At 60.2% G+C, this 12,369-nt stretch carries 13 protein-coding genes and 2 pseudogenes; 5 read left to right on the top strand and 10 right to left on the bottom strand.

The window, feature by feature from the left end; translation table 11 throughout:
• Positions 1-48 precede the first annotated feature (48 nt).
• The 5 genes from GM909_RS23170 to GM909_RS23190 form a co-directional block, all read right to left on the bottom strand.
• Complete coding sequence (locus GM909_RS23170) at positions 49-543, bottom strand: hypothetical protein (RefSeq protein WP_157019585.1); 495 nt, start codon at positions 541-543, stop codon at positions 49-51.
• 20 nt (positions 544-563) lie between these two features.
• Positions 564-1,139 carry a DUF924 family protein gene (locus GM909_RS23175; protein ID WP_407941346.1) on the bottom strand — a complete coding sequence of 192 codons (576 nt, stop codon included), beginning with the start codon at positions 1,137-1,139 and terminating at the stop codon, positions 564-566.
• The gene (locus GM909_RS23180) at positions 1,136-2,941 is read right to left on the bottom strand and encodes a monovalent cation:proton antiporter-2 (CPA2) family protein (RefSeq protein WP_157019586.1); all 1,806 of its coding nucleotides are present in this window, start codon (positions 2,939-2,941) and stop codon (positions 1,136-1,138) included. The genes GM909_RS23175 and GM909_RS23180 overlap by 4 nt, the downstream gene beginning before the upstream one ends.
• A 3-nt stretch (positions 2,942-2,944) precedes the next feature.
• The gene (locus tag GM909_RS23185) at positions 2,945-3,214 is read right to left on the bottom strand and encodes a hypothetical protein (protein WP_157019587.1); all 270 of its coding nucleotides are present in this window, start codon (positions 3,212-3,214) and stop codon (positions 2,945-2,947) included.
• An 80-nt stretch (positions 3,215-3,294) separates the two neighbouring features.
• Positions 3,295-4,068: an SDR family oxidoreductase gene (locus GM909_RS23190; RefSeq protein WP_157019588.1), complete on the bottom strand. Its 774-nt coding sequence runs from the start codon at positions 4,066-4,068 to the stop codon at positions 3,295-3,297.
• A 142-nt stretch (positions 4,069-4,210) separates the two neighbouring features.
• Between GM909_RS23190 and GM909_RS23195 the strand changes: the two genes are divergently transcribed.
• Both GM909_RS23195 and GM909_RS23200 read left to right on the top strand, forming a co-directional pair.
• Positions 4,211-5,113, top strand: coding sequence for a LysR family transcriptional regulator (locus GM909_RS23195; protein WP_157019589.1), 903 nt, complete (start codon positions 4,211-4,213; stop codon positions 5,111-5,113).
• A gap of 127 nt (positions 5,114-5,240) precedes the next feature.
• On the top strand, positions 5,241-5,471 hold the full coding sequence (locus tag GM909_RS23200; protein ID WP_157019590.1) for a hypothetical protein: 231 nt from the start codon (positions 5,241-5,243) through the stop codon (positions 5,469-5,471).
• A gap of 69 nt (positions 5,472-5,540) precedes the next feature.
• Here GM909_RS23200 and GM909_RS23205 read toward each other — a convergent pair whose 3' ends face one another.
• Positions 5,541-6,437 carry a LysR family transcriptional regulator gene (locus GM909_RS23205; protein WP_157019592.1) on the bottom strand — a complete coding sequence of 299 codons (897 nt, stop codon included), beginning with the start codon at positions 6,435-6,437 and terminating at the stop codon, positions 5,541-5,543.
• A 107-nt stretch (positions 6,438-6,544) separates the two neighbouring features.
• Here GM909_RS23205 and GM909_RS23210 point away from each other — a divergent pair, with 107 nt between their 5' ends.
• On the top strand, positions 6,545-7,549 hold the full coding sequence (locus GM909_RS23210) for an NADP-dependent oxidoreductase (RefSeq protein ID WP_157019594.1): 1,005 nt from the start codon (positions 6,545-6,547) through the stop codon (positions 7,547-7,549).
• 50 nt (positions 7,550-7,599) lie between these two features.
• On the opposite strand, the pseudogene GM909_RS23215 reads toward GM909_RS23210, so the two are convergent.
• The 3 genes and pseudogenes from GM909_RS23215 to GM909_RS23225 all read right to left on the bottom strand — a co-directional run.
• A pseudogene (locus GM909_RS23215) lies at positions 7,600-7,743 on the bottom strand (transposase domain-containing protein); the annotation flags it as partial.
• Between the two features lie 151 nt (positions 7,744-7,894).
• Positions 7,895-8,941 carry a hypothetical protein gene (locus GM909_RS23220; RefSeq protein ID WP_157019596.1) on the bottom strand — a complete coding sequence of 349 codons (1,047 nt, stop codon included), beginning with the start codon at positions 8,939-8,941 and terminating at the stop codon, positions 7,895-7,897.
• Between the two features lie 121 nt (positions 8,942-9,062).
• Positions 9,063-9,680, bottom strand: a complete 618-nt coding sequence (locus GM909_RS23225) for a TetR/AcrR family transcriptional regulator (protein ID WP_157019598.1) — start codon at positions 9,678-9,680, stop codon at positions 9,063-9,065.
• A 132-nt stretch (positions 9,681-9,812) separates the two neighbouring features.
• Between GM909_RS23225 and GM909_RS26150 the strand changes: the two are divergent.
• Positions 9,813-9,974, top strand: a pseudogene (locus GM909_RS26150) (alkane 1-monooxygenase); the annotation flags it as partial.
• Here GM909_RS26150 and GM909_RS23230 read toward each other — a convergent pair.
• Entirely contained in the window at positions 9,947-10,882 is a 936-nt protein-coding gene (locus GM909_RS23230; RefSeq protein WP_157019600.1) for a LysR family transcriptional regulator, read from the bottom strand. The pseudogene GM909_RS26150 and the gene GM909_RS23230 overlap by 28 nt on opposite strands.
• 109 nt (positions 10,883-10,991) lie before the next feature.
• On the opposite strand from GM909_RS23230, the gene GM909_RS23235 reads away from it, so the two are divergent.
• The gene (locus GM909_RS23235; RefSeq protein WP_157019602.1) at positions 10,992-12,053 is read left to right on the top strand and encodes an alkene reductase; all 1,062 of its coding nucleotides are present in this window, start codon (positions 10,992-10,994) and stop codon (positions 12,051-12,053) included.
• Positions 12,054-12,369 lie beyond the last annotated feature (316 nt).

A 12,369-nucleotide genomic window follows, 5' to 3' on the forward strand; every position in this document is an offset into this window, starting at 1 on the left:
AGGCTGCGATGGCCTCGGCATGCCCCCAAAAGCTATTTGTCAGCGATGCTATTTCAGCGTGAACGTGTCGGCACTGCACGCGCCCAAAGCGTCCGGACTGTATTTGCGCCAGTCGTCGATGCTGAGCATTCCGATGCGAACAGACCCTTCACCGAGCTGATTGCTCATATCCATGACGGTGAGCCATCGCACCGGTTCGTCGCAAAAACCGTTCTTTCCCTTGTTCTGCGAGAAGAACGCGTCGGCGTTGAGGACCTTGTATACGTTTCCGCCGTAGTCCGTGTCGTTTCCGTTGTTCCAGACGTCAGAATACTGGAGCGTCAGTTCCCCTTTAAGCTTCGAGAAACTCGCCGAGGTGCGACTGAGCTTCATCGTCGTCCCCAAGGTCGAAGACGTGCCATTGGACAGCGCGGAGTAGGACCGCACATTGTCGGTCGGCATGGGGTCGACTTTTGATTTCGCGGCGGCGCCGAAGGCCAACAGCAAGCCAACGGGAGCTGCGACGAGTATGCCGGTCAAAGTTCTGCTTCTGGATTTTGTCATGGACTTTCCTCTCTTGATCCCTATCCCTGAAAGCCGCCCGCTTCGAGAAACTCTGCTTCCAGCGCAGTTGTGGCGCGGCCCAGCATGAAATTGCGGTGCGGAAAGCGTCCAAAAAGGCGGATGATGTCGCAGTGGCCTTCAGCGTGATCGAGCCATGGCTGCCCCAATCGAGCATTGAGTTTCACCGATAGGTGCTGGTCGGCGATATCTTCCGAATGCGCGAAGGGTAGGCAGAAGAACAGCCGCAGATCCGGCTCGACCTGCTCCATGTGCCCGGCATCGAGCGCCAGACGGGCGTAGTGCCGCGCCAATGGGTCGGTCGCATACATGTGCGCTGTCCCGCGAAACGCATTGCGCGGGAACTGGTCGGTCAGGATCAGCAAGGCGAGCGCGCCTTTCGGGTTTTCGATCCAGCCGTCATGTCGCCGCGCCGCGACCGCCATGTGAAGATCGAAGTAGCGGTCCCGGAAGATGCGATCGAAACCCTCATCCTTGTCGAACCACCGACCTTGCGCCCCAGCGTCCTTCCAGAAGCCGACGACCTCCGAAATCAGCTCCTCGTCTCCTCGGGGTCGCATCCTGAGCGCGGCGATCATGATGAAGCCTCCCGCTCCGTAGGTTGGCCCTTGCCTGGAGCATTGCCATGGATCAGGTCGCGGCCGGCATAGATGCCGTCGGCGGTCTCAAGGGCGAAGCGCTCGGAATCGCGTTGGCGAACGTCCTCCATCACGCGCACGCGTTCCTCCTCGTCCACATCCATCATTTCAAGCGCCTTCTGGCCGAGTGCCAGCGCCGATTCGAAGGTCTCACGGATCTGATAGTCGACGCCTGCATGGATCAGTTCGATGGCATGCTCGCGATCGAAGGAGCGCGCCAGAACCGGCACCAGCGGGAACTCTGCCTTGACCAGCTCCGCGATCTTCAGACTCGCCTCGCGGTCATTGACCGCGATGACGACAAGGCGGGCGTCATGAGCGCCGGCGGCATGAAGGATGTCGAGGCGCGCGCCGTCGCCAAAATAAACCTTGAACCCGAAATCCTGCGCATTGCGGATGGCGTCCGTGTCGGTCTCGATGATGGAGATTGAGCAACCATTCGCCAACAGAGGCTGACTAACGATCTGGCCGAAGCGACCGAAACCGATCAGGAGCACGCCCGCTGATAAGCCTTCGGCGGCCTCGACCCCATCCATCGATGGAGCGGGCTTGGGTATCAACCGGTCGTGCAGGATGATCATCAGCGGGGTGACCGCCATCGAGACGATGATGGTCGCCGTCAGGATGGCGTTGGCCTCGCCGTCGATGATGCCGACCGATGCGGCCGCAGCATAGAGCACGAAGGCGAATTCGCCGCCCTGTGCCATCAGCACAGCGCGTTCGATCGCTTCCCGGTTGCCAGCCCGGAACAGGCGGGCGACCGCATAGATGCCAATGGTCTTCAGCACCATGTAGGCGATGACGGCGACGAGGATGAGGCGCCAGTTGGCGGCGATCACCGCAAGATCGAGCGACATGCCGACGCCCAGGAAGAACAGGCCGAGCAGGATGCCGCGGAACGGCTCGACATCGGCCTCGAGCTGGTGGCGGAAGGAAGATTCCGACAGCAGCACGCCGGCTAGGAAGGCCCCCATCGCCATCGACAGGCCGCCCAATTGCATGGCGAGCGCAGCGCCGAGCACGACGAAGAGCGCCGCTGCCGTCATCACCTCGCGCGCCCTGGCCTTGCCGAGAATACGAAACAGCGGGTCGAGCAGATAGCGACCGGCGACGATCAAGCCAAGGATCGACGCGAGGCCGATGGCGACGCCAGTCAGCCGACTGGTGAGCGTGGCGTTTTCGCCGCCGGGCGCCAGAAAGGCGACAAGCGCCAGCAGCGGCACGATGGCCAGGTCCTCGAGCAGCAGGATCGCGACGATCCGCCGGCCTTTCGGCAGCCCCATCGCACGGCGCTCCTCGAGCATCTGCATGACGATAGCAGTCGAGGTCAGCACGAAGCCCGTGCCCGCGACGAAGCTCTGAGGCACCGAATAGCCGAGCGTCAGGCCGACACAGGTGAGCAGCCCGATGCACAACGCGACCTGGAGAAGGCCAAGACCGAAGATCTCGCCCCGCATCGACCACAGCCGCGAGGGCTGCATCTCCAGCCCGATGATGAACAGGAACATGACGACGCCGAGCTCGGCGACGTGCAGGATTGATTGCGTATCGGAGAACAGGCCGACGCCGAACGGTCCGATCACTAATCCCGCGGCAAGATAACCGAGCACGGAACCGAGGCCGAGCCGCTTGAACAGCGGCACAGCGACGACCGCCGCGCCGAGCAACACGACGACCGGAATGAGATCGAAGCCGCCATGTGAGGCGGCCTCAGCAGCATGCGAAACAGTATCGGCGGCCATCGGTCAGACCCTTGCCCCTTGCCAGGCGACCAGCCCGGCGATGACAGCCGGCAAGGCGAAGACGACGAGGAGGATCGGCAGTTCCTGCGCCACGGTGTAGCCAGCCTTGTTGACGCCGACCCACATGTTGACGAGCGCCACGACCAGCCAGACAGGCACGAACACTTTCACCGCCGCAGCGACCCCGGCGACATCTCCGCCCCAGAGCTTCCCGAACAGGGCGAACACGCCGAGCAGAAGGACGCCTCCGATGATGACAAGCAGCATGTGCATGTATGGTCCTTCCCCTCGTGATGGCAAAAGATCGGCCTGGCTTTATGGACAGGCCGCCCCGAACTTGCTTGCCCGAGATCCTACTTGGTCGTGTAACCGCCATTGACGAGAATGGTCTGGCCGGTCATCCACCAGCCCTCCGAGACCATGAAGCGGATATAGGGCACGATGTCCCCGATGTCAGTCAGGCCGGTCTTGGAGAAGTTGGACAGCGCCGCCGCGGTCTTGTGATAGGCGACCGCATCTTCCCCCTCGGCCGGATAGAAGAAAGGGGTGTCCATGGGGCCGGGGCCGATCGCCGTCACCGAGATGCCGCGCTCGCCGAACTCCTTGGACGCTGCCCGCGTGAAATGCTCGACCGGCGCCTTGGTGCCGGCATAGGCGGCGTAAAAGGGCGTGTAGGCGCCGAGCAGCGACGTGACCAGCGTGCAGACCTTGCCGTTGTCGTTGAGATGCTTGCCGGCTTCCTTGAGGAAGAAGAAAGCGGTCTTGGAATTCACCGCTGTCATCTCGTCGTATTCCGCTTCCGATATTTCGACGATTGGCTTCTTCAACACCTTACCGACGGTGTTGATGGCGATGTCCGGCTTGCCGATGGCGGCGACCGCATCGGCGAAGAGCTTCTCCATCGCGCCCGCCGTGGTGAGGTCAGCCTGGAAGGCGACGGCCTCTGCGCCGGCGGCCTTGACGGCGGCGACGGTCGCGTCGGCATCGGCCTCGGTGGACGCGCTATTGTAGTGGATGGCGATCGCCTTGGCGCCGTGGGCGGCGAGATCGCGCGCGATCAGCCCGCCGAGGTTCTTTGCGCCGCCGGCGATGATGACGGTTTTGCCTTTGATGCTGTGGTCGGTCATGGGGTGGCCTCCTTTGCCAGTATGGCGACCACATCGGCGGCCGCTTTCGTTGGGAAAACATATCGTCTAGGATTGACTGATAAAGATGGTCATTCTGACATCACCTGTCAGAATATCGGCACAATGAAGGACCACTCTCACATTGGATCGTATCGACCTATTCCGCGTCTTCACCCGCGTCGTCGAATGTTCGAGTTTCACTCGCGCCGCCGACACGCTCGGGATCCCGCGCTCATCGGTGTCGGCGGCCGTGCAGGAGCTGGAGAGTCGCGTCGGCGCGCGCCTGCTTCATCGCACCACCCGCAAGGTCTCGCCGACGCAGGACGGCACGGCCTTCTACGATCGCTGCCTGCGTGTCATCGCCGATGTTGAGGATACGGAAAGCCTGTTTCGGCAGACTGCGGCCCAGCCGTCAGGCAAGCTTCGGATCGATGTCCCGGGCCGCATTGGACGTCTCATCATTGCGCCGACGCTGCCGGAATTTCTCGATCTCTATCCGCAGATCGATATCGACCTTGGCGTCACCGATCGCGCGGTGAACCTGGTCGAGGACAGCGTCGATTGCGTGCTGCGCGTGGGGCCGCTCGACGATTCCGGACTGATCGCAAGGCCGATCGGTAGGCTGCCGCTCATCAATGTCGCCAGCCGCGCCTATCTGAAGCGCCATGGCAATCCCGAAAGCCCTGACGATCTCGGCGACCATTGGGCTGTCAACTATGCTTCGCCCTCCAACGGCAGGGTCGAAGATTGGGAATGGGTAGAGCATGGCGCGCTGCGCTCACTGCCGTTGCGTGGGCGCGTCACCGTCAACAGCGCCGAGGCCTATATCGCCTGTTGTCTGGCTGGCCTCGGCTTGATCCAAATCCCGGCTTATGACGTTCGCGCCCATCTGGAAGCGGGAGAACTAGTTGAGGTCATGCCGGATCACCGCGCGGAACCCATGCCCATGACATTGCTCTATCCGCACAGGCAGCATCTCTCGCGACGACTACAGGTCTTCGCCGATTGGCTTGAGGCGCTGCTCAAACGGCAGCTCTTGAAATAGGCGGCCCGCTACGTGCAGTCCGATTACTGTCGACTACATTCGTGTGACAATAAAGGATGTTGGCGGGAAGGCATTTCTTGAAAATGGCGAAGTCAGCCAAAGTGGCGCGCCATTTCAGAACAGAACGATGAACGTCGAACGCAGCCGTTTCCCCGCTCGAAGAGGCGATCAGCGTTCGGAACAATGCCGACTTCGATCCCATGATGTGAACCTCGTAGTCGGCAACCTCGACGCGCTGCGCAAAAGCACGAAGATGATCGCGGCGGTAGCCGCCATCGTCAAGCCGTATCCGCTCGAGAGAATGGGTACGTCATTCTCGGTAAACAGTGTGCCATCGGCTCTTGGACAAGAATCCTGAACGAGGTGCGGAGAAATGTAGCCTGCTAGATATGGCGATGGTGCCCCAGAGCCGAGCTATAATGCGGTCTCACTTGGCATTTTTGCTACCGAATACCTCCGCCAAATATTCAAGAAATACCCTGACTTTACGCGGGGTGTGGCGTCGCTGAGCGTAGAAGGCGAAGATCGGTTGCTCGATGGGTTCATAATCCGGCAGCAGCCGCACCAGGCGGTTCTCCGCTATATCCTGGGCGACCATGAAGTCGGCCAAGAGCGAATAGCCCCCTCCCGCTAGGCAGGCGTTTCTCACTGCTCGCGCTGAGTTCATTGTCAGTTGCTGCGGCACTTCGAAGTCAATGACCTTTCCCTCATACGAAAACCTATGTAAGCGCCCCCATTCCCCGCTGACCTGAGTAACGGATGGGCAAGCTCTGATCTCGTCTAAGGTCTGGGGTGTCCCATATTGTTCGCAGAACTGAGGCGAAGCGACGAACACGATCCTTTGCGTGAAAATCCTCTGCGCAATCAGGGATGAATCGTTCAGCGGTCCTACCCGGATGGCGACATCGAAGTGCTCCCCAATGAGATCGACCAATCGATTGCCGAGGTCGATTGAGAGGTCGAGCTGTGGGAAGCGTCGCCTGAACTCGGGAACCGCTGGCGCAAGGCGCTCATTGCCAAAGGCCGCTACGCAGGAGACGCGGAGCTGGCCGCGAGGGGTCTCGTGGCGTTCGCGCACCGCGCTCCGCATCAGATCAAGCTCCTCCAGGAGGCCGGTGCTCTTTTGCACGAACTCCATCCCGGCATCCGTCAGATTGATCTGCCTCGTGGTGCGATTGAAGAGCCGTACGCCGAGATCGGCCTCCAAGTCCGCCACGATGCGGCTCACGGAGGCAGGCGAAAGGCGCAAATCCCGGCTCGCAGAAGAGAAGCTGTTATGCCTGGCGACGGCCACGGCCACCTTCATGGCCTCGATCATATCCATGCGCCATTCTTCCGAAATTCAAGACAATGTCTCTCGCCTGCCTCCCATTAACACGGAAATCGGATTCATGCATCAATGCGGCGAACGCTCAATTTGAGGAGACGAACATGTCCACGAATCCTAGCTGGATACTTCGGAGTTACCCGACCGCAATGCCCTCCGTCGAGAACTGGACGTTGGAGGACGGTCCAATTCCCGAGGCTGCGGATGGCGAACTGCTGGTGAAAACCTTATGGCTCTCCGTCGATCCCTATATGCGGGGTCGGATCAGTCCAGCGAAGAATTACGCGACTGGTTTTAAGCTTGGCGATCTGATGCGCGGGGGCGGAATCGGCGAGGTCGTTGCGTCTCAGTCTCCAGACTTCAAGGCGGGGGACGTCGTGATGAGCGACTATTTTGGTTGGCAACCGTTTAGCGTTATCCCGGCCGCGTCAGCCAAGCCAGTGACAACTACGGGCGCTCCGATTCAGTCCGCGCTGAGCTATCTCGGCATGCCTGGTCTCACCGCCTACTTTGCCCTCCTCAAGACCGCAACTCCGAAGGTGGGGGATACGGTGTTGATCTCTGCCGCTTCAGGAGCGGTGGGACAGATTGCGGGCCAGATCGCGCGGATCAAGGGGTTCGACCCGGTCGCTGTCGTGGGTTCGGACCAGAAGCTGGAATGGTGCAGGGAGCTTGGATACCGGACCGGCGTCAATCATCGGAGCTCGGTTGATCTCGTGGCAGATGTCGCCACCGCATGCCCTAACGGCGTCGATGTCTTTATCGACAACACCGCCGGGCCAATTCACGATGCAGCCATGTTGAACCTCAACACCTTTGGCAGGGTGGTGGTCGTCGGGACTATTGCCTTGGCCGACCGATTTGACCAGCCCGACATCGGTCTCAGGCATCTCAGAAGGACGCTGATCACCCGTGCGCGGATCGAAGGGTTCTTGCTCGATGACCACGAGGGAGAATACGAGATCGCGATTGCCGATCTGCTGTCATGGTACAAGCAAGGACTGCTTCAGACGCGGGAAGATGTTGCGGAAGGGATTGAGACCGTGCCCCATGCGTTCGTTCGGATGTTGAAGGGGGAGAACTTCGGCAAGCAACTGGTCAAGCTATGATGCTCTGCACGACGATCTGTCCGCTTCGGGCCAACTGTTTTGTGTACGCGTTACTGAAGCGGATAATTCCAAGGCAGCAGTTCGTCGATCCAGCTCTGCCTGTGGCCATTGACGATGGCGGTAAGTGTGGCGGTTAGGCGGGCCTGCGGGTCAGCAGCATTGAGTTGCCAGGTCTCGACCGAGGAAGCGCTCGTGTCCGATAGCGCCCCGACCGAGGACGGAGCGCTATGCCAGCGAAGTCGGTTCATGGTGATCCTGCAGCGTCGCGGGCGTGTATCTCATAGAGGCCGAGCGGATAAGATCGCCGTCTTATCGCAACCGTCCTCGACGCAGGACAAGCCGCCTTTATCGCTGCATTTTCTGGAAGATGTCGGCGATGCGATGGAACGCTTCCTTAGGCTCCCACGGCGGCATGCGCTGACCTTTCGGGTGGTCATCAGGGTAGGTTTTCACGAGCGAGAAGCTCATCATGTCGAGATCACGCGCACCCTCTCTATGACGAAAGGCCGGGAACGAGAAGACGAAGATGAAGACACCATTCACTCCCGCCTTTTCGAGAAGTCCAAGCTGTTCCGCCGCATAGTCAGCTTGCTCGCGCTCGCTCCGGGTGGGCACGATACCGTCCGTGAAGATGCCGGTGCCATCGGGATTGGTTCCCTGAAGGCGCATGAAGCCGCCGGCCCCAAGAGCGCTAGCACCCTCATAGGCGCAGGACCCCACTTCCATCACGATGATCGGCTTACCGATCCGATAGCGATCCAGCGCGGCAACATATTCCTCGGGAGGTTCGCCGGCGCGGTAGTGGTCCAATCCGACGATGTCGAACAGACTCCAGTCCACCATTTCCCACATGCCTGCGGAATAGGTCACCTGCCCGTTGAACGCCTTGCGGACTCCGGCAACGATGCCGCGCAGCGCGTCATTGAGCATCGCCGACTTCTCCTTCAGGAGCGCTGCCGTCTTCTCGGACTGCATATCCTGAAAGAGGGCGGCAAGGCCGGTCACCCGCTCAATCACGGTCGAGCCGTCGAGAATACCCAGATTAAACAGGGTCGCCTCGCAACCGGCGACAAAGATGATGTCGGCGCCTTCCTTGCGCAGTTCCTCAGCAGCGTGCGCTGCCTGCGCGTAGTAATCCGCCAACTCAGTGACAGGCACATTCATCTTCCAGGGATTGAAGAAGATCGTCAGGCCCTCAGCATGGGCGCTGCGCGATGCCGCAACCAGTCGGTCAATTTCCTCACCCTCGATGCGGATAGCATTCGCATGCATCTCCTTCGCAATCACCCTGATGTCATGGGCGGCGAGTGCGGGGTCGAACGGCTCGACCGAGTAAGGCTGGCCGATATTGAACCTGAGGCCAACATCGTAAACAATTCCACGGTATTTCATATTATCTTCTCTTCCTGCTGCGAGGGCTGGGGCCCTTGGCAGCGTTGCGACCGCGACCGCACCGGCGGCCATGGACAAAACGGTTCTTCGCTTCATCTGTTTGCTATTCCGGCTTTTCCGTTCAGCTTTCGCCATGTGAATAGTTGGCAGCTTCAGGCTTGGTTCGGTCCAAGAGCCCTTCAAGGAGCAAACTCAGGACACGCGCTCCGCGCTTTGCCCTCATCTCCGATCGGTCTTTGCCGGTTCCGCCCAACAGCATGCCGATGACGATCGACAGGTCATCATCAGTCAAATCACGACGGAGAACGCCGTTCTGTTGCGAAACTAGCAAGAGGGGACGAGCTATCGCGATGACGCGTCGGCTAATGTCCGAAAGCTTCTCAAGTCCAGACGCGCTTTGGACCAATATCTCCGAAAGCGCCAGACTGCGGGCACAGTCATCGCCCACAGCCCTTAGAAACTGCAGACAGGCATCCGGTCGCTCCATCCATTTGGCCGCAATCTCGTGCAGCCGCTGGATATCGGTTTCAAAAATCGCGAGCGCCAGCTCCTGCCGGTCCGCGAAATGACGTGACAGCGTCATGCGACTAACACCCGCCAGGTGGGCGATGCGTTCGAGCGGAACGTCCACCCCGTTCTCGTCGAACTCAGCCCTGGCGACGCGCACGATCTCGTCGCGGTTGCGACTTGCATCCGCGCGCTGGGCGCGGGCAGGAACGGGCAGCTGTTCTCCCGGCATATTCACTACCTCAACACTCCAATCACCGGGAAACGTGCATCGACGCACCTTTAATGTCAAGCTATGTGTGCATTGATGCACGTTTATTCCGTGGGCGTGCAGAAAAACCGAAGGGCTCGTCAAAATGCCTCCGATCTGGGGCTCGGCTGCGCGCCTGGCACGGATCAGTTGATGCTGCGCGCCCTGCGCAGAACTCCAGAAAACTCCGAACGCTTCCCGCAAGATGTGCTGGAGTTGCAGGCTTTTCTTGCCTCCGCTGGTCCTGATCAGAGTATCGCGGCTGTCGATGGCTCCCTGAAAACCCCGGCGTTGGCTTGTCGGACGAGTTCGTCGACCACAATACGGACTCTCGGAAGAATGGTGCGGGTTGCTGGCCAGACTGCGCTGAATGATGATCTTACTTGGGAGTGGTTCGGCAGCACCGCGCAAAGTTCGTTTCGTTCGAGATGGAGGTGAACCAACGATTCCGGCACCTGGCAGAGACCAAAACCGGCAACGGCCATGTCGATCACGACTTCGCCGTCACTCAGCAGATGCGTTGCCGGCGGACTGATCGCGCGAACTCGACCACCTCCGTCGAGGAAGCGCCATGACGCCGGTCGATCAGGCCGACTTCCCAAGATGCATGCGTGCTTCTGCAGATCCTCGATGCTGGCCGGTGATCCCGCTTCTGCCAGATAGGCCGGCGCCGCACAGAGAACCAGCCGTTGGGAACCGAGCGCCCTGGCGGCGATATCGCTGCGATCTGGCAGTTCACCGAACCGCAGGCATAGATCCACGCCCTCATCCACGGGATCGATGACACGATCGGAGAAGCTGGCCGCAAGGCGGAGATCGGGGTGGTTTTTGAGAATCTCCAGCAGGATCGGCATGGCGACACGTCGGCCGAAAGCCGCCGGCATGTCGACGCGCAGCACGCCACGAACGGTGCTGGCCCGTGATTGCGCGGCATCTTCTGCAGCCCGGAGCTGTTCAAGTGCCCCTTCCGCCTGTTCGAAGAAAGCAGCACCCTCCGGAGTCAGGGAAAGGCGGCGCGTTGTGCGATGCAGCAGCTTGGTGCCAAGCCGGGCCTCTAACTGAGCCACGGACTTGGCGACTGCCGACTTGGTTATACCAAGGTGAGCCGCGGCTGCGGTGAACGAGCTGGATTTTACCGCGCTAATAAAGATGCCCACACCCGCGAAGGAGTTTGATGAAGACATTGGTTAGACCTCCATTGTCAACTCAAACTCTACAATTGGTCGAGCAATCTGGCAATTGTTGCTGAGCGCGGCAGGAGCCATATCTGGACCCAGTCAAAAGGAGTTGCTGTTGTCCCGATTGTTCGATCCCTTGAAGGTCGGCGCCCTCATGCTGCCGAACCGCATCATCATGGCCCCCCTTACCCGCAAGCGCGCCGGCCTCGAGCGAGTGCCCAACGCGATGATGGCCGAGTACTACCGACAACGTGCCGGTGCCGGGCTGATCCTGAGTGAAGCTACGTCCGTGTCTCCGCAGGGCGTCGGTTATAGGAGCACGCCGGGCATATGGAACGATGCCCAGGTCGAGGGCTGGAAACAGGTCACCCACGCCGTTCACCAAGCAGGCGGCCGCATCTTCCTGCAGCTATGGCATGTGGGCCGTATCTCGGATCCGGAATTGCTCGATGGCCAGCTTCCGGTTGCGCCAAGCGCGATTGCCGCTGCCGGTCACGTTTCCGCATTGCGACCGAAGCGGCCGCATCCGGTGCCCCGGGCATTGGAGACTCATGAGATCCCCGGCATTGTCGAAGACTTCCGCAGGGGCGCGGAGAGAGCGAAGGCAGCAGGCTTCGACGGTGTCGAGCTGCATGCGGCCAACGGCTATCTCATCGACCAATTCTTGCAGGACAAGACCAATAAGCGCACCGATCGCTATGGTGGTTCGGTGGAGAACCGCGCCCGGTTTCTGCTCGAAATTGTCGATGCTGTTATCGAGGTCTGGGGCGCCGACCGCGTAGGCGTGCATCTACGCCCGCGGGGTGAGGAGCACGACATGGGTGACAGCAATCCCAGGGCCATTTTCGGCTACGTCGCCGACGAGCTCGCCAAGCGCAAAATCGCCTTCATCTTTGTTCGCGAGATCGAAGCGGAGGATAGCCTGCTCGGCGAGATCAAACGGCGGTTCGGTGGTGTCGTCATTGCCAACGAACTGATGTCGAAGGAAGACGGCGAACGCTTCATTGAGGCCGGTATAGCCGACGGGCTCGCCTATGGTCGGGACTACATCGCCAACCCGGATCTCGCTGAGCGGCTGCAAAGAGGCCTGCCTCTCAACGCGCCGAACAAGGACACGTTCTATGGAGAAGGTCCTGAGGGCTATACGGACTATCCACGGCTGGTGTCGATGGGGTGAAGCCGCCATGGTGCGCGCCGTTCGGACCTAAGGTACATCATGACGGCGGAACGGGAGGGATTCGAACTTAGAGGTTTTCTCCTCGTTTGACTTGCGAGACGAAATGCCAAGATCAGTAAGTCGGATCCAGGGCCACAAACCTAAGCCGTCCAGCTAAAGCGGGCCCTAGAGGGCAATAGAGTAGACGTAGTTATCATCATCACCCGGCGCGGCGCGCCATCGTCCAATGGTCCGTTCCGGACACATTGGTTACAGTTTATATCGGAGACATGGGTAACACTTTCGGCCCGAAGGGGTTTTGAAGTGGTTCCAGTCT

The sequence above is a fragment of the Mesorhizobium xinjiangense genome, from assembly GCF_009749525.1.
Taxonomy (GTDB): domain Bacteria; phylum Pseudomonadota; class Alphaproteobacteria; order Rhizobiales; family Rhizobiaceae; genus Mangrovimarina; species Mangrovimarina xinjiangensis.

Bases quoted from the DNA above. Each gene is read 5' to 3' on its own strand.
- GM909_RS23210 (WP_157019594.1), top strand. From the start codon at position 6,545: ATGTCCACGAATCCTAGCTGGATACTTCGGAGTTACCCGACCGCAATG.
- GM909_RS23185 (WP_157019587.1), bottom strand. From the start codon at position 3,214: ATGCACATGCTGCTTGTCATCATCGGAGGCGTCCTTCTGCTCGGCGTG.
- GM909_RS23220 (WP_157019596.1), bottom strand. From the start codon at position 8,941: ATGAAATACCGTGGAATTGTTTACGATGTTGGCCTCAGGTTCAATATC.
- GM909_RS23205 (WP_157019592.1), bottom strand. From the start codon at position 6,437: ATGGATATGATCGAGGCCATGAAGGTGGCCGTGGCCGTCGCCAGGCAT.
- GM909_RS23200 (WP_157019590.1), top strand. From the start codon at position 5,241: ATGAACGTCGAACGCAGCCGTTTCCCCGCTCGAAGAGGCGATCAGCGT.
- GM909_RS23230 (WP_157019600.1), bottom strand. From the start codon at position 10,882: ATGTCTTCATCAAACTCCTTCGCGGGTGTGGGCATCTTTATTAGCGCG.
- GM909_RS23225 (WP_157019598.1), bottom strand. From the start codon at position 9,680: ATGCCGGGAGAACAGCTGCCCGTTCCTGCCCGCGCCCAGCGCGCGGAT.
- GM909_RS23175 (WP_407941346.1), bottom strand. From the start codon at position 1,139: ATGATCGCCGCGCTCAGGATGCGACCCCGAGGAGACGAGGAGCTGATT.
- GM909_RS23190 (WP_157019588.1), bottom strand. From the start codon at position 4,068: ATGACCGACCACAGCATCAAAGGCAAAACCGTCATCATCGCCGGCGGC.
- GM909_RS23170 (WP_157019585.1), bottom strand. From the start codon at position 543: ATGACAAAATCCAGAAGCAGAACTTTGACCGGCATACTCGTCGCAGCT.
- GM909_RS23180 (WP_157019586.1), bottom strand. From the start codon at position 2,941: ATGGCCGCCGATACTGTTTCGCATGCTGCTGAGGCCGCCTCACATGGC.